General features: G+C 41.1%; 16 protein-coding genes. 3 read left to right on the forward strand and 13 right to left on the reverse strand.

Annotated elements, in window-relative coordinates:
* Positions 1-162: 162 nt before the first annotated feature.
* Positions 163-4,311 (reverse strand): two-component regulator propeller domain-containing protein, encoded by a 4,149-nt coding sequence (locus tag ESV85_RS05395; RefSeq protein ID WP_191321941.1) that lies wholly within the window; start codon positions 4,309-4,311, stop codon positions 163-165.
* Between the two features lie 534 nt (positions 4,312-4,845).
* Between ESV85_RS05395 and ESV85_RS05400 the strand changes: the two genes are divergently transcribed.
* The 3 genes from ESV85_RS05400 (at position 4,846) to ESV85_RS05410 (ending at position 8,185) form a co-directional block, all read left to right on the forward strand.
* Positions 4,846-5,850: a hypothetical protein gene (locus ESV85_RS05400; protein ID WP_146915492.1), complete on the forward strand. Its 1,005-nt coding sequence runs from the start codon at positions 4,846-4,848 to the stop codon at positions 5,848-5,850.
* A gap of 31 nt (positions 5,851-5,881) precedes the next feature.
* A complete protein-coding gene (locus ESV85_RS05405; RefSeq protein ID WP_146915494.1) occupies positions 5,882-7,132 on the forward strand; it encodes a glycoside hydrolase family 76 protein in 1,251 nt (416 codons plus the stop codon).
* A gap of 156 nt (positions 7,133-7,288) precedes the next feature.
* Positions 7,289-8,185 (forward strand): AraC family transcriptional regulator, encoded by an 897-nt coding sequence (locus ESV85_RS05410; protein WP_146915496.1) that lies wholly within the window; start codon positions 7,289-7,291, stop codon positions 8,183-8,185.
* 676 nt (positions 8,186-8,861) lie between these two features.
* Here ESV85_RS05410 and ESV85_RS05415 read toward each other — a convergent pair.
* The 12 genes from ESV85_RS05415 to ESV85_RS05470 all read right to left on the reverse strand — a co-directional run bounded on the left by ESV85_RS05415 (position 8,862) and on the right by ESV85_RS05470 (position 19,236).
* Positions 8,862-9,140, reverse strand: coding sequence for a hypothetical protein (locus tag ESV85_RS05415; RefSeq protein ID WP_146915498.1), 279 nt, complete (start codon positions 9,138-9,140; stop codon positions 8,862-8,864).
* Positions 9,141-9,152: 12 nt separating this feature from the next.
* Positions 9,153-9,410 (reverse strand): helix-turn-helix domain-containing protein, encoded by a 258-nt coding sequence (locus ESV85_RS05420; protein WP_146915500.1) that lies wholly within the window; start codon positions 9,408-9,410, stop codon positions 9,153-9,155.
* A 33-nt stretch (positions 9,411-9,443) separates the two neighbouring features.
* Entirely contained in the window at positions 9,444-9,713 is a 270-nt protein-coding gene (locus tag ESV85_RS05425) for a hypothetical protein (RefSeq protein ID WP_146915501.1), read from the reverse strand.
* A 44-nt stretch (positions 9,714-9,757) separates the two neighbouring features.
* On the reverse strand, positions 9,758-10,540 hold the full coding sequence (locus tag ESV85_RS05430; protein WP_146915503.1) for a hypothetical protein: 783 nt from the start codon (positions 10,538-10,540) through the stop codon (positions 9,758-9,760).
* Between the two features lie 61 nt (positions 10,541-10,601).
* Positions 10,602-11,441: a conjugative transposon protein TraN gene (gene traN, locus ESV85_RS05435; RefSeq protein WP_146915505.1), complete on the reverse strand. Its 840-nt coding sequence runs from the start codon at positions 11,439-11,441 to the stop codon at positions 10,602-10,604.
* A gap of 29 nt (positions 11,442-11,470) precedes the next feature.
* Complete coding sequence (gene traM / locus ESV85_RS05440) at positions 11,471-12,760, reverse strand: conjugative transposon protein TraM (RefSeq protein ID WP_146915507.1); 1,290 nt, start codon at positions 12,758-12,760, stop codon at positions 11,471-11,473.
* Between the two features lie 2 nt (positions 12,761-12,762).
* Positions 12,763-13,380 (reverse strand): conjugative transposon protein TraK, encoded by a 618-nt coding sequence (gene traK, locus ESV85_RS05445; protein WP_146915509.1) that lies wholly within the window; start codon positions 13,378-13,380, stop codon positions 12,763-12,765.
* A gap of 11 nt (positions 13,381-13,391) precedes the next feature.
* Positions 13,392-14,612 (reverse strand): conjugative transposon protein TraJ, encoded by a 1,221-nt coding sequence (gene traJ, locus ESV85_RS05450; RefSeq protein WP_146915511.1) that lies wholly within the window; start codon positions 14,610-14,612, stop codon positions 13,392-13,394.
* A gap of 14 nt (positions 14,613-14,626) precedes the next feature.
* A complete protein-coding gene (locus ESV85_RS05455) occupies positions 14,627-15,265 on the reverse strand; it encodes a TerB family tellurite resistance protein (protein ID WP_146915513.1) in 639 nt (212 codons plus the stop codon).
* 7 nt (positions 15,266-15,272) lie between these two features.
* Entirely contained in the window at positions 15,273-15,920 is a 648-nt protein-coding gene (locus ESV85_RS05460) for a hypothetical protein (protein WP_146915515.1), read from the reverse strand.
* A gap of 27 nt (positions 15,921-15,947) precedes the next feature.
* The gene (locus ESV85_RS05465; protein WP_146915516.1) at positions 15,948-16,652 is read right to left on the reverse strand and encodes a conjugal transfer protein TraI; all 705 of its coding nucleotides are present in this window, start codon (positions 16,650-16,652) and stop codon (positions 15,948-15,950) included.
* 124 nt (positions 16,653-16,776) lie between these two features.
* Positions 16,777-19,236: a TraG family conjugative transposon ATPase gene (locus ESV85_RS05470; RefSeq protein ID WP_146915518.1), complete on the reverse strand. Its 2,460-nt coding sequence runs from the start codon at positions 19,234-19,236 to the stop codon at positions 16,777-16,779.
* Between the last annotated feature and the right edge of the window lie 19 nt (positions 19,237-19,255).

A 19,255-nucleotide genomic window follows, 5' to 3' on the forward strand; every position in this document is an offset into this window, starting at 1 on the left:
AAGTTATAGTTATGTAATAGTTTGAGCAACAAGTACCTTTCTGAAGGAGATTGCAACGTTCAATTCTTTCTTGATTAAACGCCTACTTAAGTTAAAGCACTTACAATATTTTTCTCTAGAATTTATTTAGTTGATGGCGATGATTTAGTTTACTGTGGATTTCTAATTTTGCCTAAGTGCTTGCATATACTGCAAAGGTGATTTGCCGTATTTCTTTTTGAATACCTTAGAAAAATTAGAGCTGCTCTGCAAGCCTATTCTTTCGACTACCTTATTTAAGGGGATGTCCTCATGGGTCATAATTTGGATCGCTTTCTTGAGTCGTATAGTTCGTACAAAGTCGCCGACAGATTGATCCGTGATACTTTTTATTTTTTGATAAAGCTTAGTTCTGCTGGTATGCATATGCTTGCATAAAAAATCAACATCCAATTCAGTGTCTTCTATATTATCTTCTATCAGGTTCAAAAGCTCCTGAATAAAGGACTTATCCTTCTCCGAGTGTACGAGTTCAGTGGCTTCTGATAGATAATCATTGGTGTATTTAAGTTTTAATTTTGCACTTTGCTCGAAAATATTGTGAACAGTTAGTAGGAGCAAATCAATACTTAATGGCTTGGCAAAATAGAAATCAGCTCCCGATTCCAAGCCTTCAATTTTGATTGCCAACGCATCCTTCGCTGAGAGAATTATAAATGGAATATGACTGGTCTCAAAACGTTCCTTTACTGCTTTACAAAGTTCAATTCCATTCATTCTAGGCATCATCACATCACTTATGATTAGATCTGGGACTTTTTCAATGGCTATATCTAAAGCAGCTTGACCATCTGCAGCCTGATAGATTACATAGCTTTCCTCAAATGTCTGTCGTAAAAATGTTCTCAACTCCTCATTGTCTTCTACAATCAGAATTCTTTTGTGGCCAAATGAAGAAGCAGGAAACGCTACTTTATCAGGTGATTTTATCGGCATAAGTTCAGAAAGGTCCACCGTTTCCAATCCTAGCTTTTGTTCATTTCCTACTTCCTTTCTTTCCGATTCATTATAATTTTCATCACCTAAAGGAATTCCAATGATGATCTCTGTTCCTTTATTACGCTCACTATACACGTAAATATCTCCTTTGTGTAATTGTGTAAGGCTTTTTACCAATGCTAGCCCAACACCGGAACCCAGATGATCCTGGCTAATCCTATAAAAGCGATCGAAAATATGAGTGATACTATCGCTTGAAATGCCGATTCCAGAATCCACCACACGAAAATATAGATAGCTAGTGGCGCGATGGGATTCATTTGGAAGTTTAAAACCTGTGGTGAAAGAAGGAGTAAAGTCTTCTATATTCTTGAAGATTTCGAAATATACTTTTCCACCATTACCGGTGTATTTAAAGGAATTATTTAACAGGTTGAGGAGAATCTTTTCAAGGATATGATTGTCAAAAAGTCCTTTTATCGGCCAATCTGCAGTTGATTCAGTACGGTCAATGAATTGAAAATCAATCTCTTTTCCCGCTGCGATAGGTTGAAATTCTGTGTACAGATCCTGACAAAACTGATTAATATCCAAAAGCTGTACCTGCAATTTGATCATACTTTCTGCCACTTTTCTGAAATTCATCAGCTCACTGATCAGGTTAAAAAGTCTTTTCGCATTTCGGAGCATCAGTTGATATGAATTATCCATTGCCCCATTTCGGTTCAGTCGAATCAAATTTTCCAATGGACCAAGAATTAGCGTCAAAGGAGTCCGGAATTCATGCGAAATATTAGTGAAAAAAGTCAGCTGCTGCTGATACAGTTCTTCCCGTTGCGTGTACATTTCCTCTCGCTTCTTTTCCTTAAGTTTTCGAACTTCCATTTCTCTTTTCAGGCGATACCACCTTGCCTGGTAAATGTAAATTCCCGAAATAACCGATAACACTAACAGGGCATAAATGACTTTTGCTATATCAGTTTTCCACCAAGGTGGAGTAACAACAATAGTGAGTTCGGCTGTGTTTCCACTCCAAATTCCATCGTTATTAGTCGCTTCCACTATCAGTTGGTATCTTTCATAATCCAGGTTGCTATAGGCTGCAGTTGGTCGTCTTCCATCTGTATAGTTCCACTCGTTGTCAAAGCCAATCAGTTTATATCGGTATTCGCATTTCAAAGGATTCGCGAAATGCATGGCAGAGAAAGTGATTACAAAATTATTTTGCAAATAACTGAGCTTTAATTCATTACTATAACCAATCGCAACCCCAAGAGTATTCTGCAAAGAATCTTCTGCAGAGTAATGTGGTCTTTTATTATTGATCAGAATATCGGTCAAAATAGGCTTAGCTTCAATTTCGTTGGCCTTGATTTGTTCTGGGTAAAAGTAATTCAACCCATTCACACCACCGAAGTATAGCCTACCGTCAGCCCCTTTTGCAGATACGCCGACCTTAAAGCTGTTGCCTTGAAGCCCATCATCTTTATTATATCTGATTACTTTTCCGTTTTCTGGATCCAAATGTTCTAACCCATTTCCACCCATCCAAACATGGCCGATCTGATCAATTTCCACGCTTTCTACGTCGTTAAATTCACCGGATTCATCACTAAAAGCACTGAATGAATGAGTATTGTCGATTGCTTTTAATGAAAATTTGTTCAGTCCACTTCCAATAGTGCCGACCCAGTAGGTGCTGTCATTCTGGCGACTGAGGGCTGTTATATAGTCGGAACTTATGGAGCCGGGGGTAGCTGAAGCATTGTACTTAAAGGTTTGTGTAATATTTCCTTCCTTGTCCACAATGATTCGCTTCAAACCATGTCGGCTGGAAATAAATAGTTGGGGTTTAGTTGGGTCAGGTAAAATGAAATAACCTTCTAAGTAAGTTTTAACAGAGTATAGGCCTTTTTCATCTTTCCAGATCACACCGAAATTGTCCATGTTGCCAAACCAGATATTTCCAAAATAGTCTTTAGCAAGAGTGCTGATATTAAAGGTGGGAAATTGATTATACCCTGGCGGATTCAAAAGATTTTTTCGATCAGATCTTAATATTTCAATGCCTGACTTGCTGCCGATCCATAAGTTATGATCAGAGTCAAAAGTCAGGGCAGTTATTTCATTATCCTTGAGTTTGATAGGCGTACTGTTGGTATTGAAAAAGGAAAATTGCTGGGTTTTTAAATTATACAGATTCAACCCATTTGCATTTGTGCCGATCCATACCTCTTCTCCATCTTCTAGAATGGATTTCACATTATTACCACTCAGAGAATTTAGCTGGTCAGGAATGCTCTTTAACGTGTAAAACAGCTTTTGATTCAAGTCACAATAATTAAGGCCACCACTTGAAGTACCTACCCAAAGGCAATCCGAGCGATCGATAAATGAGCTTAAAACTGTATTAGAATTCAGGCTGTTCTGAGTGCCTTTGTTATCTATTTTTTGGATGAAATTAAATTGAGAATCCAGCCTTGTTAATCCTCCTCGGGTATTAATCCAGTAATCTCCATTTTTGGCGACTGAAATTACCTGCACCAAGTCTGCATCTGCGATGGTCACCTGCTTGTTAACCGATAGGGAAGAAGAACCCTTATTTCTAGACTGGTGCTGATTTACAAGAAAAAGGCTGTTTCCGGATGCCAGTAGCAAATTATTCTGTTTGTCAAAAAATACCTTTGACAAATCGCTATCCGGCAAACCATTTACAGCAACTCGGACAAAACTTAGCTTTTCATCCAATCGCCACACTCCTTTATTACTTGCAAAATGAATGATGCCATATTGATCTGCTTGCATGTCAAAAAACTGAATTCCCTCGGGCAGATTGATTTTTTGCTCTTCAAGATGACTACCGTTAACCTTAAAAACTCTAAAGGAATTATTCAGATAACCATAAATTAAATCACCCGCCGGTTTGAAGAAATTCCAAAATACTGGACTTGGCTGATCTTGACCTATGCTGAAATCTGTGAACGTTTCGGTTTTAGGATTGAAGCAATGTAAACCATCTTCAGAGCTTAGCCAGATATTATCCTCTTCGTCGGGATATATTTTAATAATGCGGTTTTTAAACGCGTTTTTGATCGGTTCATTGTTGTTGTAGAATTTCCGGATGGCATATCCATCATACCTATCAAGACCGAAATTAGTCGCCAGCCAAATGTATCCCTTACCATCTTGGGCTATGTCGTTGACATCAGTATGGGACAGTCCTTCGTCTACGGTCAGATAATTGAATTTGTACGGAAAGGACTGGCCTGAAACCCGGTAGGTAGCTAAAAATAAAATTGCGATAAAACATAAAATTCGTATCGATATACTCAAACTAAAGGGTGTATGACAATTAATAATCGACCGGAGCATTTTCACAAAGCTAGAATAGGATACTTTTTGTTACTTCAAAAGGAAAGGTACTAAATGTACGAGGGTACAAAAAACGTGAATGTAAGGACAAATTTATTACTAGGCCTGGCTATTCAGAAAGCGCTGCTATTCAATAATAAATGTACGAATGGGATAAAAAAATGTACATCTGCGTAATTCTCCTGCACATTTAAAATCGGTTATTTGGGTAGATGGATAAAGGTAACTTGGTATTGCCAAGGACTTGTTTATGAGTAAGGACCTCTAGTAGGTCCTTACTTTAAATACATAGTTAAAATAAATATCACCGTAGATAGTAATCCAATTTCTCATCATTGAATTGCTTACAAAATCATCTTAAAGGTTAGACATATCAGGTTAATTCTCATGTAAGGAGTACAACCTAATCAATAAGTTGTTTTAATTATGATTTTGGAGTAGGAATTTAAATGAAGGAGTTAAATTATAAATAGTATAGAAATTAACTACGCCAAAATGATCTCAAGAAGTCTTATAACTAAAATTTTTGTGATTTGCATCGTTCAAATTACTGCGGTGGAAAGCTTTGTGCTTGCTCAGCAGGCTACTGATTCAGAAGTAGCATCAAAAATAGATTTGTCAAGGCATGATTTCCTCTACGCTGGAGAGGCCAAAGTTCAGGACATGTATATAGTGAAGGATGGCAAAGTGGTCTGGGAGCACAAAGGTCCTAGAGTGGAAGAATACTTGGGAGAGATCAGCGATGCGGTGATGATGACCAACGGAAATATTCTTTTCGCGCACCAATATGGAATTACCTTAATTAATCAAAAGGATGAGACGCTTTGGAATTATAAAGCCCCCGCTAATACGGAGATACATACAGCTCAGCCCATTGGAAAAAAGCATATCATTTATGTGCAAAATGGTAATCCTGCTAAAGTGAATGTCATGAATATTGAGACCAATAAAATCGTCCACAGCTTCATTGTTCCTGTTAAAAATCCAGATAATACCCATGGTCATTTTAGACATGCTAGACTCACCAAAAACGGAACCTATTTGTTGGCTCATATGGATTTGGGTAAAGTAGCTGAATATGATTTTGACGGCAATGAGGTTTGGTCTATAAATGCACCGGGTGTTTGGTCAGCTGAACCACTTAAAAACGGGAATGTATTGCTTTGTGGAAGTGATAGGTGGATACGTGAAGTGAACAAAAATAAGGAGGTAGTTTGGGACTTTAAATTAGATGATCATCCTCAGTATAAAATGACCTCGCCTCAGATAGCCACTCGCTTGGACAATGGAAATACCATCATCAATACGTGGTTCAGCCAATGGGGGGATAAATTGGATTTAAAAAACCCACCTATCCAAGTTATAGAAGTGACACCGAGAAAAGAAGTAGTGTGGGTGCTACAATCTTGGGAAGATCCATATTTAGGCCCTTCTACTACTATTCAGGTACTAGGAGACAAAAGGATTTCTGAGCATGCACATTTCGGCAATATTAAATAAGATTATTTCATTAAAACCATTTTATTAAAAGATGCATAAGATCAATTTATTTATCATTCTCTCTCTACTCTTTGTTTTTTCTTATTGCGGAACCAAGAGTGATGCAAAGCAGGGTTTGGAGGCTGATCAATACTCGACTGAATCAAGTCTCGGTGACGTAAATAGAGATAAAGTCTATTGGGGAAATATAGCCAATGGCATGAGTCGATCTCTGGTCAATCATTTTTGGGGTGCAAACTTCGAAGGGTATGAGGGTCGCTACTACTTTAATTATGGTAGTGATTTATCTAATATGACCACAAACCACTATTGGCCACAGGCACACGCGATGGATGTAATTGTGGATTCCTATAAACGTAATTCTGACCAATTTTATCTTGACTACTATCCACTTTGGTGGGAGGGTGCACCTAAGTATAATTTCTCTGGAAGGGATGAAGACGCCTGGTGGAATGTTTTTGTAGACGACATGGAGTGGATTGTACTTGCGCAGCTTCGAATGTATGAATCCACTGAGAAGGAAGTATATTTTGCGAAAGCCCAACAAATGTACAATGATTGGATATGGCCAGCATGGGGACCTGAGAGTGAGGAGCCTTGGTTTGGAGGAATCACCTGGAAAACAGATGTAGAGAAAACAAAAAATGCCTGTTCCAATGGACCTGCTGCAATTGTGGCTGCAAGAATATACAGCATGTATGATCAGATTGATAATCCTGGCGAAAAGCCTAAGCAGGAATATTTAGATGAGGCAGTTAAAATATATTCTTGGTTGAAGGAAAATCTTTATGATCCAACCGAGGGAAAAGTCTTTGACAACATGAATGGAAAGGGAGAAATAAGCCCCGCAGTTTATACTTATAATCAAGGAACTTTTATAGGTGCTGCTCATGAATTGTACAAAATCACTGGTGACAGACAATACCTCGAAGATGCCATTACAGCCTCTAATTATGTGATAGACCATATGTCAACTAATAATGGAGTGCTAGCTAATTCAACATCAGGAGACGGCGGACTGTTTAACGGTATTTTCTTTCGTTATTTTGTCAGCTTAGTTAATGAACCTGATTTGGACTCAGCAACTCACGAGAAATTCCACAACTATATCACAAAGTCTGCGACTGTGATGGTTGAAAATGGTTTAAATCAAAAGACAATGTTATTTGGAGGAGATTGGTGGCATGCTCCTGGGGAAAATGAGCCTGTGGCTTTGACTCCTATGTTGTCTGGATGCATGCTTGCCGAAGCCATGTGTATACTGAAGCCTTTGAAGGATTAACAGGTTCTAACACCAGCAGTGCTTAAAATGTACTATAATTTTCGGCCTCATGCCTAATAGTAAGCCATTTCATTCTAAAATGAATCCTGCTCTTGATATTTGGTCAAAATACATATTGAAACCTAAAGCCTATACCCATTATTTTACTTGTCTTTTATGAATGCTAAATACCATAATATTCCAATTAAACCTCAAAAATCCTTCAATTTCCGGCATGAAATGAATTCTGATTTTGGGGATCTATTTCACTTTCACCCTGAACTAGAACTGCGACATATTGTAAAAGGAAAAGGGGTTCAATTAATAGGAGATGATGTTAGTGTTTTTTCAGAAGGAAGTATGTTTTTGTTGGGTGAAAACCTTCCCCATGCATGGCGTTTCGAAAAGAAATATCGACAAGAAGATCCATGTTTAAATGTGGAATCTCATGTTATAGAATTTTCAACTCAATTTAGTTCTCAGTTTTCAAATTTACCCGAGGCAGTAGCTGTCAAGACATTGTATGAAAAGGCTAAGCAGGGTATGATAATTACAGGAGAGACAAAAACTAGACTGGCTGATCTTTTGCAAAAATTAGAACCTACCGACAGTTTAAAAAACATTGTGCTGTTACTCGATATTGTAAGAGTTTTATCTGAAACCAATGAATACACTACCATATCTCCTGGCTTTGTCACTAGTACTTTGAACTACGTTCCTGAGCACGATAGACTTGAGAAAGTGTTCTTATTCATCAGGAACCATTATAGTGATGAAATTAAATTAGATGAGGTAGCGGCACTAGCCAATTTTAGTGCTTCAGCTTTTTGTCGTTATTTTAAATCGGTGACGAATCAGACATTTACCGAATATGTGAATCAAATTCGAATTTCTAGGGCTTGTCGTAAGATGATTGAGAAAAATGGTTCTATAGAATCGATTTCATATGAGTGTGGTTTCAATACTATTTCTAACTTCAACAGGCAATTTCGTAGAATCACAGGCATGACTCCGTTTAATTACAAAAAGGCTCATATGTATTTCCCGAAAGGCAACCGAACGATAGATTATTGATGATATATTTAAGATAAAAAAGTAGTTCAATAGTTTTTTTATCACTTAAGAATTCGAAGTCCCCTGATTGCAGCTAAGGTGATTTTTCATGCGTATGAAGGGTCGAATGAAAAATTATTCAGGTAATAATTGATACTCTGGACAGGTATCGCTCCGTCAGCCGAGGGGCAACTTCATCGTTTTTTGCAGATTAAAATCAGGTTGTTATTATTGATTATTTAGAAAAAGTGTAAAAGCCAGATTTTCCGGAAAAACCTGGCTTTTACACTTTTTTGATCTTAAATAAAAAAGGCTTAAACGTATGTCTAAGCCTTTATGTGCACTCGGAAGGATTCGAACCCTATTTGTAATCCTTTTAAAATCAATGATTTAGCTGATCTTGTTTTTTGTGACTACATGATTGACGCAACTAATAATTGATGGATTTTAGTAAAATCTAATTTACACCTGTTGAATTCCACTTAGTCAAAGAGCTTGTTTTCAGACGACTAAGTTATGAAATAATATTTGTTTAAAGCAATAAACATTCAGAATGAAATACACGGATAGTAGTTAGCATACCATATTTAGATGGGCAAACTTAACCCTTAATTTTGATGTAAATAATGAGGTTGTTGATCGTTCAGAGGGTGTAATTTTGGATAAATTGGACGAAAGCAATCCAGCTTACCATAAATTACTTCAATCTCACTTCACTCCCCATCTTAGGATGATACGAAGGCCTATATAAAACAAATCCCCGATCAGTCAACTCAGAGATACATTTGTGGTAGGTGACAATACTTTTCACTCCTGAAAGTTTCATGATTTTACTTCTAGAGATCTGAAAGGGATTTCTACGCTCCTGTTCTTTCCAGAGTTGGATTATAGCTAAAAAAACTGATACTCTTGTTGGTTGAAGATCAGGTTCTTTTAATATACTTTCCACCAAATGTTCCATTCTGAGAGCTGTCATAAGTGATGGTTTTTATTGCTTGAAAAGTGATTTCAGCTCTTCTGATTTGTAGTAATAAAGGCCTGAGATTTTAACAGGATGCACTAATCCCCGAATCCTTAAATTCTGTAAGGCGGCATCGGAGATACTCAGCATCTTTTTTACATCCCGGCTACGAAGCCATTCCTTGCTGTCCTTACTGGGTTCATCCTGCTTTTCCAGCAGTTCCTTCAGATCAGCAAACAGCTGAAAACGTAAGGTTTCCAAATCTTCTTTAGTGATGGTTTCCATGCTTTTCTGATTTTAGGTATTATTAAATTACTGTTACATAGTTTCCACTTCACTACCTATACTGACCCTGCTTTGGCGCATCCTGTTGAAGGTGGGCAGGTAGTGGATGTAGCCGTATTCATTCAGTTGTCGGATGATTTTGAAGTAGGTGGCAGTGCTGGATATCTTGGCAGCCTTCATTAGCTCCTCCCGTTTTATTGGAAAGGGTTCTATGCCGTCAAATTCTTCCCGTACATGAAGCAGCACGGAGAACAGTCCGATATGGGAAAGACTGATCCTAGGATCTTTATCAATCCCGGACATAAAGTTCTCCAGCGCTTTTTTAATCTGCTCCATAGGTGGGTGATCTATCCTGCTATTCCAGTACTTTTCCTTTTTCTTGTTTTTTTCGTGGGACTCTCATCCGATTCTTCTTTCACTTCCTGCTTTTTTGTTTTGGACTGTGATTCTGATTTGCTTTCCCTCTGTGTTTCTGAGGTACGCATCAGGTTAGTATCGTAGATATTCACATTTTTGAACTGTGGGCTGGCTTCAATGAAGCGTTTTTGATCCTTTCCTTCGCTACCTGTAAAAGTCACGGATTGACGGTTTCCTTTTTTTAAGGAATCTATCAGTCTAGACTGATCTTCCTGATTGTTCAGCTCTTTGATCGGATGCTTTTCCAGTGCTTTAGGCAGATCAAACCCGTAATTTTCGTGGAATTGCTTCAGTTTAAAATTGCCCTGATTATCAGTCTCCTTAAAGTCTAACTGCACCCATGCATTGTATTTTTCCTGCTCTTTGTTAACCAAGTCTTTGTTTACTGCACGTCCGTCCAATAAATTGTAGCCTTCTTTTAAGGTGATGTTATTGTCCTTACCGATGTAAAAGGTTTGGTTGATTGCTGGTTCATCCTGTCCTGATTTGGTCAGGCTCAGGTCGTATTTATTGAAGAAATACATGTCTGTTAAGGCTGATTTTCTGAAGTGGAGATTGGCATTGACAGTATCACCCCCGAAATCTGCCTGATGTTTCAGGGAGAAATCGGGTTCTCCTTTTTGGATTTGTTCCTTTAGGGGAGCTTCAAGCGAGTCTCCAAACCCGCTGTACTTGACCTGGTTTTTGAGGTAATCAAAGTTTTGTTCGTTCATGGCTTTGGTGTTTTGTGGTTAAATTGTATGTATATGAAATGTGTAGTACTAGAGTGGTTTCCTAGTCCACATGCATAGCCTTCATCAGGTGTCTATTTTTTACTTTTATCTGTAGGTGACGTCCTCCCTTTTGTTCCATCAGTTCGATTTTCAGTTGTTTTTGATCGGGAATGGTGAATTTGGGGAGGGCCACAACCAGTGTTTGGGTGGATTGGGCTGGGATACGATCTGACTCTCCATAAATCAATAGGGGTATCTGTTCCAGTTCCTGGGATGCGCTGCGTTTGCTTTGCTTATTGTCTCGGATAAACAGGCGAAACTGTTCGATATCATAAGGGATATTGGTCTGGTTTTCCAGCCTTAGCTGAAAATAAAGCAGGTCGTTTTCAATATAAATCCCTGTCAGTGCGATCCCTGTCAAATACCTCCGCTGTCGGATAGGGGGTATGGACCTGTTTTTCCTAGCGACTTTTCTTGCGTTCTCTGCCAGTTCAGATTCTGTTTGCATCGGTTTTGAAAAATCTGCAAGCTCTGCTTTCGCGGCGTGTTGGATTTTCAGATTGAGATTTTGGGGAACTTCTTGGTACTCCACTGCGAAGGAATAGAAGCTGCCATCAGCGGTTATTACCGTAAGATTACTGTTATGCATCTCGCTGCTTTCCGCTTTGACCTGAAGGATGTTTTCAACGGCATTGGCTTTTTGAACCAGGATTTTCCGATTTCCCCGGTCAACACTTTTGATTGCGTGGGGAAAGATCAGGTTAGTTGTCATTTGATCACTGATCTGAAGCTGGGAGGCAGGGATGGCTTGTGCTGAACCTTTTGAAATACCTTGTGCGGTTAAATTAACGGTAGGGAGGAGAACCAATATGGCAAAGAGAATGAGGTTAATGATTTTCATGGAAGTGGATTTAAATGGATGGTGAATACTTACTTGTTTTCAATAATCCAGACCTGATAGCCTGCTTTGAGATTGACCCTGACCTGCCTGACCTTTCTGCCTAAGAAGCTTTTTGCGGTTTCTATTGCGGCACTGGTAGCTTGGGCTTCCAGGGAATTATCAAAGCTACTGAAGCCTAGTCCCTGTAAGGCTTGACTTCCTGATTGCGTACTGACTTGCTGTGTAATGGAACCGGGAATCCGTATTCCTTCCATGCCATCGGCATCATGGATGCGGAGATCGACAGGAATTATTGCATCGGCTACTCGGATCTGTCTGATGGAAATCTTCAACCGGTTTCCGTTTAATGAAGCTATGCCATAAATGAGCTGATCTTTGGGTAGATGAGTTCCTGAAACCTTGGTCTCCTGTGTTAACCGCAACTTGACTGTTTCTCCCGATACAAGGGTTTGTTCCTCATGGATTACCGCTTGGATTGATTGAGCTACATACGATTTTGTTAAATCGGACTCCAATCCAAAGAACCCGTTTTGGGATGTGCTTTCATTTTGTAAATAGCTGGACGATGGGCTATCCAAACTGGTGGATTGGGTTTCGGAAATAGGTGAAATGACCTGGTTTTGATGCTCGTTTTTTGCCTTACTTTCTGCAGCCAGCCTTTTCTGCACTCTTTCTGGATGTTGGATGTCAAGTATTTTGTCTAGCAATTCTGCCATTTGCTGAAATTCAGGGTCGGGTTCAGCGTTGGTATTTTGCATCTGCATCATCATTTGATCCAGTCGATCCAGATCTTTATCCAATCCATTGCTTGATTGAATTGGTGCTGAGCTGACCTCAGTAGGAGGGGTGGCTGATGCGGTTAAAGATTCCGGGCTTTCAGAAAGAGTTCTGTTAAGGGCTTCCAGCCTTTCCAGTATCAATTCTTCCTGCGGATCACTATACAGGTTTTTGGAAAGGTTTTGATATGAAGTTTGGTCTATCTCTGGTGATTCCAATGATGGTTGGGATTCACTTTCTGATTCGGCATTAAATGCCATTCGATAATAGGGGTCTTTATTTACTTCCTGAAGGTATCGGGTAGAGTCGGCTTTGGAGCGTTGATAATGTTCCATTTTATCCAAGACTTTTTCTTCATTTTCTGCTATTCCGGGAAGCTCTAGATTGAAGCCCTTCTGTTTAGAAGCAACGGAGAAATCACTTGGTGTTTTACCTCCTCCCAGTGCCCAAAAGGTAAGCGTCAGGAAGGGTACGGTCAGGATAGGGATCATGAGCAGCAGTTGTCGCCTTTGCCTGAATTTTTGGTTGTTCGAATGGTTCATAGCTATCGTGTTTGGATTTGGATGTCATAATTTTCCAGGGTGTTCCAGTTTTCGATTAGGAATCCATGGGGATTGTGTTCACTTCTGGAAACAGTTCTTAAGAAGCCTTCTGTGATCAATTGTCTGGTGACAATGGATCCGGTCCGGGTAAGAACCTGTTTGCCATAAAACCTGAAATAATAAGGTGCTTGCGCCAGATCTACCTTTACGCTGTCAGTTTGGATATCCTGACTGATGTTTCCGGCAATGATGTTGGAGTAGTAATTGCTTTCCCGCAGGTTATCATATTGCCTTTTTGCGGAGGCATCAGCCAGATAAAGAGCTTTGCCAGTATTGGCTCTGATCACTTTTTCATCGGGATCCAGTGTGAAAAAATACTTGTGAAATGTGGAAATATGATCTTTGGCCTCTACAGACAGATTTTCTCTACGGTCGGTCAACAGGGCTTCGAGTACTTTTCCATTGGCCAGGATATACACCTTTTGCTGCAATGCGGAACTGAGTTGCTGGCTTTGGTACAGGGTAAAACCCGAAAAGAGTAGGCATCCCAAAATCACCACAAGTGTAAACAGTCGGATTTGACGGAAGGCAGTATCGATGTTTTTTGGTTTGTTAAACATGGGTCGTAGAATTAAGAGTTGCCTTTAAGTTTTCCGGATTGATAATCGCTATCCTCCTTGAAATAACCGGAAGAGGTGCCACGGGAGGCCATGGATTGGTTCATGCTTCCTGCCTTATCCCCATAGGAATCTGTAGACATACTAGATCCTTTGGTAGCCATTCCAGCTGCGGTTCCAGCCATAGAAACTGTGCTGATTGCACCTTGGGTGAAAAATCTGGATGCTTTATGTGGAAGTGCTCCGCCTGATGCAGCATGGACAATGTAGTTGGCTACGGATGGGACTGAGAAATAGCCGATGATACCGATAACCAAAAAGATCAGATATCCTGTATCTGTGGCTGAAAAGAAGGTGTCTCCAGTGCTTTCGATTTGTCCTATGTCCAGCACCAGCATTTTTTCCTGTATAGTGCTGATGATAGCCCCGAAGATATTCGCCACAGGTAGCCAGAGGTAGATGTTAATGTATCGGGCTAGCCAGACAGTCAATGTGTGATGGAAACCGTCATAGACGGAGAGCCCAAAAACCAATGGTCCTAGAATAGATAGAACAATCAGTTGAAAGGTTCTCAAGGTATTGATGCAAAGGGCTGCTGCTTCAAAGAGCAACTGTAAAATTTCAGCAAGTGCCTGTTTGATCCAATGTTTAAAATTGAAACTGAATTTTTCTCCTGCAAACGCCAGACTATTTCCTATGGATTCCCAAAATCCTTCCTCTGATGACGGACTTTCATCGGGAAGTCCCTCAGTGTATTTCAACCATTTTTCATAATCTCCCTGTCGGTGATTATTGCGGTACATTTCTCCCTGAATGGTCCCTTTGACGAGTTCTTCTTTGTGCTTTAACAGATTCTCGATTGCCTGATTGGAATTGTCCATCATGGACGCTGTGGCTTTGACGGTCGGGTTCATCACCCCATTGATCAGGGAAAGGACGGATGGGAATAACAGGATACAAAAGCCGATGACAAATGGACGGAACAGCGGATAGAAATCGATGGGTTCAGCATTGGCAATGGAACGCCAGACTCTCGAGGCGATATACCATAAGGCTCCAAATCCTGCTATTCCCTGTGCCACGCTGATCAACTGGCTGCATAGTGGCATCATCTCAGTGTATAGCTCTTCCAAAACCCCATGCAGTCCTCTGTCATAGCCCACCTGAGCATGTGAAGTCACCGGGATAAGAATGGTTATTGAAAGTGTAGTGATGGATTTAAGAAATAATTTCATGATGCTAGCAAAACTTAGTTGTCTCTTTTTTGGTAGAGGTTTCTGATTCCATCCAGTTGCTTGGTTTCTCTAAATCGGCTGATAGCCAGCATCTGGGTTTCCTGGTTGAATGCGGTCAGGAACATCAGCTTGTTCTGGATATCCAGATGGATGCGGTCTATGGCTTCCAACCGTTCTTCATCGGACATTCTCAGTTTTCCTGCAGTCAAAACCAGCGTCAGTTCATCGAGTTGTTGCAGGCTCTTTTTAAATAGATTTCCATAGACCTGGGACAGGTAGGAAATTTCATTTACTGTAAACTGGCCTGAAGCTTTGAAGCCGGAAAATGCCCGTTTGTAATCCCTGACCAGCTTGAGCTGATAGTTGATGATTTCTGCTGTTTTGTGGTAGTTTTTTACAGCAGGACTTACCTGTAGCAGTTGGTTGAGGAAGGCCTCATGCAAGTTGAAGTTTCCCGATGCCAGGTTTTCTATCTGGGAATAGCCTGTCCTCAAGGTGGTGTACCCTTTTTCCAGATCTGAAAGGATTTGCTTGAGCTGTTCGAGTTTGGTGACGTTGAGCAGGAGCTGGGCAGCCTCGTCGGCCTGGGCATTGGAGTTCTGAAGCCCAAGCGACAGGTATAGCGGAAGTAGAAGAATAAGGAATGGTTTCATAACTTATTTAATCTTTGGTTGGTATGAATAGACTTTTATAATGTTTGATTGCCCGGGATTCATGCAGCCTCGAAAGGCTTAGGTTTTGGCAGTTTTGGTAGAAACGGACGGTATAGGTGTAGGCTTCCAGCATACTTCCATGTATTTTTTTGAGTAGAATGGCCCTTTCAGAATCACTCATTCTCAATTCATCATTTTCAAGCAGGGTTTGGAGCTCAGCCAGGATATCATCGCAGTCTTTAGCAATGGACTGAAGCACATACCGGATGATATTTTCCTCTGAAGCTTTAAACTGATTTTCGGCAAAAAGTTTAGTGGGAATCTGCAGCGTCAGTTGCCTGGTTTTGGAATAGAGGGCAAGGGTACGTTCTGCTTGTGGATGCTTTTTGATCAGGGGATTGACAGTAGAAAATGAGCTGAAATAAGTTTCATGCTGGATGTAATCACCATTTTGAATAGTATGCAACAAACCCAATCCTTTGGATGCTACTTCATAGCCTTCTTTGAGTACAGCTCCATAGGCTTTTAAAGCAACAATTTGTTCTGCCAGATACTTCTTTTGGGTGTCTTTCTGCTTCCACCATTCATTCCAAGTTTGGGCATGGGAAGGCAGGGACATGCTTGCCAGATAGAAAATGAGAATCAGTCGTTTCATGTTTTTGGAGTTTAATTGGGTGCTGCTTTAGGGGGTGATTCCGTAGAGGTATTGGATCTGGTTGATTTCCTTTGTGTTTGCAGCCCGTTGCAGACTGAGCTGTCCGTTGCTGAGATTGAAAGCAATCAGATCCTGATAGTTTTGATCCACCCGGTTTGCGGTTTCATTGATCAGCGCCAATCGTTCCCCTTCACTCATCTGAAGGGTAAAGGATTTGACCAGGAGAGCCATCTGGTCCAGATTTTCCACCGTGGTTGCCAAAATGCCCCCATAGATCCTGGCCATGTATTCTTTTTCCGATATGGTAAAATGCCCGTCCTGCTGGATGACTGACCAGACTTTTTTGTATTCTGACACAATGCGGGCCTGCTTCTGGGAGATACCTTTGATCCTCTGAAATCCGGAAATGGCTGATTTGACTGTCTGCAGCTCGTTGAAATATTTTCCGTACAGATCCCGCTGCTTTTCTGTCCAGTCGGCGATTTGTTCCAGCTTGAGTTTGGATAGCGTGTTTTCCAGAACCTTTTGGGCATTCTGCATCCAGAGTACTTTGTTTTGCTCACGCTGGATCTTCAGATCCATGGCCACAATGACTTTTTTCACACCCGCTTTGATAATTTCAAGGATGGCCAAGGGGACGGCTGCTTCACTCTGCCTTGGGGATAGTGTAAGGAAGGTGCACAGCAGGGTCAGAATTAGGCTTCTATGGAGTATGTTTCTGTAGGTTTTCATGTGTTTATAAATTGATTTTGAAAGGCCACATAGCCTGTCCCGAACTCGATTAAGGAGAGTCTCGCATGGTGAATAATCATCTCTTTATGTGTATTCGATATGCTCGATTTCATATGGGAATGGTTTAGGTATCAGATTCAGCACAAAGGGCTGCAATTCCCTTTTGGATGGATCCGAAGCGTTGCGCATATTCCATGACCTTGATTTTCTCGGTTTCCTCGGTGGTATAGGCTAGGTATTCTTCTTTTGAGACCTCGGTTCGGTACACTTTGGAAAGGGTTCCTCCCAAGCTGATAAATACTTCCTTGTATTTTCGTTTGGGATCATTGGCCTTGTTGACAGAGAGGACCAATGCCCTTTCTTTGTCGGTCAGCCCCAGGAGTTGCTGGATCTGGTCGAACTTGTTCTGGTATTTGGATTGATCGAGCAGGATTTTGCAATCACTATTGTTGATAATTGCCTGTTTGACTACCGGTGAGCTGATGATATCTTCCACTTCCTGGGTGACCACGATGGCTTCCCCATAGAACTTGCGGACAGTTTTGAACAGGTATTTGATGTATTCGGCCATACCTTCCTTGGCGATGGCTTTCCAAGCTTCTTCGATCAGGATCAGTTTGCGGATGCCTTTCAGCTTGCGCATTTTGTTGATAAAGACCTCCATGATAATGATGGTGACCACTGGGAAAAGGATGGGGTGGTCTTTGATGTTATCCAGCTCAAATACTATAAAGCGTTCCTGAAGTAAGTCTAGATTTTCAGAGGCATTGAGCAGATAGTCGAATTCTCCACCTTTATAATAGGGGCGCAGTACATACAGGAAATTGCCGATATCAAAGTCCTTCTCTTTTACCTTGTCGGACGAGAGTGTTTCCTGAAAATCTGATTGCAGGTATTCATAGAAGCTGTTGAAACTTGGAAACAGGGATTTATCTGAAGCCAGCTTTTCGTAATAGCCTTTTAAGGCATTGGAAAGGGCGACGTATTCACTTCGCTTAAACGTCTCATTGTCTTTTTTCCAGAGGGCAAGCAGAAGGGTTTTGATGCTTTCTTTCTTTTCGGTGTCCAGTTGGTCTCCTTCGGCAATGAAGAATGGGTTGAAGCGGATAGGGTTCTTTTCATCATAGGTGAAATAGTATCCATTTACCATATCACATAGTCCTTTGTAAGAATGCCCCACATCCACTAAGACCACATGAGTGCCCTGCTCGTAATAACTTCGGATCAGGTGGTTGGTAAAAAAGGATTTTCCGGAACCACTTGGACCGAGGATGAATTTGTTGCGGTTGGTGCAGATTCCTCTTTTTACCGGTTCGTCGGAAAGATCCACATGGATAGGCCTCCCGGTCTGTCTGTCTCCCAAGCGGATACCAAATGGACTGATGGAATTTTGATAGCCCGTTTCCAGATTGAGAAAACAGGACGCTTGCTCGACAAAAGTGTCAAAGCTGTCATTCATGGGGAAGTCGGCACAGTTTCCGGGAATCCCTGCCCAAAAGAGCTGTGGGGCTCCTACGGTTTCTTCTTTGACAGAGGCTTCCATCTGGGAAAAGGCGGAGCCTACCTGCTTTTTAATCTCTGAAAGTTGATTTGGGTCTTCCGTCCAGGCCAGGATATTGAAATGGGCTTTGACCGGAATCCGTTGCTGGCCGATGGCTTCATTGAGAAAATCGTTGGTGGCATCCCGGGCAATGCAATTTTCTCTGCTGTAGTTGGCCAGAGACTGGAGCCGCAGCCGTTTGGACTCCAGTTCTTTGAGGGTTTGCTGCGTGTCACCGATAAAGAGGTACTGGTTGTAGATATGGTTGCATGGGAGCAGCTGTCCTAGGGAGGAAGCAAAACCCACACTGAATTTTGTGGTGTCCGTGCTGTATTTATCGTAGTTGATCCGGGAGCCACAGAGCAATGGGAGATCATCGGTTTCACTTATGCTGAAAATCCTGCAGGATTTATTCCCAACCTGTAGACTGGGTTTAAAAAGGATATCTGAAATCCAGACCGGTTTTTTATCGCCTGTCAGACCGCAGTATTTTTCCACAATCCCTACCTGGGTTTGATTGCTATATAGCCAATCCTCTTTCATTTTGCTTAGGCTGACAAATCCACTATCAGTTAGGATCCGCTCAAACTGTCCGCAGGCATCCAGGAAATCTGGAAGTATATGGGGCAAATTCAGCCCTTCAGGAATAATATGGGAGCGGAGTAGAGTGGAGAACAGACTACTGGATGGTTTCCTGTTTTTGGGTTTTAGGGTAAGAAACAGGTAGCAGGAATGGTCGAGAAAGGGTCTTTCATGGAAAAAGCGCTCACTGCTTCTGTTTAGGAAACTAGGGTTGTCTTTGCTGAAATCTGCCTGATGGATGCTCTCTGTAAACCAGTCCTGCTTATGAAGAATACTGTTTTGGGGCAGAGTTTTAATTGCTTTGATCCAGGCTTGATGAAATGCCTCATAATCCCGGTCGCTAAGTGTGAAGATTTCAGGAAGGATGGCTTCGTAAGCTACCGTGATATCTCCCATTTTGGATAGGATACAGTCTTGCTCTATACTCAATATCGGAAAATGCTTTTCCAGTAATCGTTCCATGGGATTCAGTGTTTTGGAG

The sequence above is a fragment of the Algoriphagus aquimarinus genome, assembly GCF_007997215.1.
GTDB classification, from domain to species: Bacteria; Bacteroidota; Bacteroidia; order Cytophagales; family Cyclobacteriaceae; genus Algoriphagus; species Algoriphagus aquimarinus_A.

Coding starts and splice junctions, on each gene's coding strand:
- traJ (WP_146915511.1), bottom strand. CDS start 14,612: ATGAAATTATTTCTTAAATCCATCACTACACTTTCAATAACCATTCTT.
- ESV85_RS05420 (WP_146915500.1), bottom strand. CDS start 9,410: ATGGAAACCATCACTAAAGAAGATTTGGAAACCTTACGTTTTCAGCTG.
- ESV85_RS05455 (WP_146915513.1), bottom strand. CDS start 15,265: ATGAAACCATTCCTTATTCTTCTACTTCCGCTATACCTGTCGCTTGGG.
- ESV85_RS05410 (WP_146915496.1), top strand. CDS start 7,289: ATGAATGCTAAATACCATAATATTCCAATTAAACCTCAAAAATCCTTC.
- ESV85_RS05425 (WP_146915501.1), bottom strand. CDS start 9,713: ATGTCCGGGATTGATAAAGATCCTAGGATCAGTCTTTCCCATATCGGA.
- traN (WP_146915505.1), bottom strand. CDS start 11,441: ATGAAAATCATTAACCTCATTCTCTTTGCCATATTGGTTCTCCTCCCT.
- ESV85_RS05460 (WP_146915515.1), bottom strand. CDS start 15,920: ATGAAACGACTGATTCTCATTTTCTATCTGGCAAGCATGTCCCTGCCT.
- traM (WP_146915507.1), bottom strand. CDS start 12,760: ATGAACCATTCGAACAACCAAAAATTCAGGCAAAGGCGACAACTGCTG.
- ESV85_RS05415 (WP_146915498.1), bottom strand. CDS start 9,140: ATGACAGCTCTCAGAATGGAACATTTGGTGGAAAGTATATTAAAAGAA.
- ESV85_RS05470 (WP_146915518.1), bottom strand. CDS start 19,236: ATGGAACGATTACTGGAAAAGCATTTTCCGATATTGAGTATAGAGCAA.
- ESV85_RS05400 (WP_146915492.1), top strand. CDS start 4,846: ATGATCTCAAGAAGTCTTATAACTAAAATTTTTGTGATTTGCATCGTT.
- ESV85_RS05405 (WP_146915494.1), top strand. CDS start 5,882: ATGCATAAGATCAATTTATTTATCATTCTCTCTCTACTCTTTGTTTTT.
- ESV85_RS05465 (WP_146915516.1), bottom strand. CDS start 16,652: ATGAAAACCTACAGAAACATACTCCATAGAAGCCTAATTCTGACCCTG.
- ESV85_RS05430 (WP_146915503.1), bottom strand. CDS start 10,540: ATGAACGAACAAAACTTTGATTACCTCAAAAACCAGGTCAAGTACAGC.
- traK (WP_146915509.1), bottom strand. CDS start 13,380: ATGTTTAACAAACCAAAAAACATCGATACTGCCTTCCGTCAAATCCGA.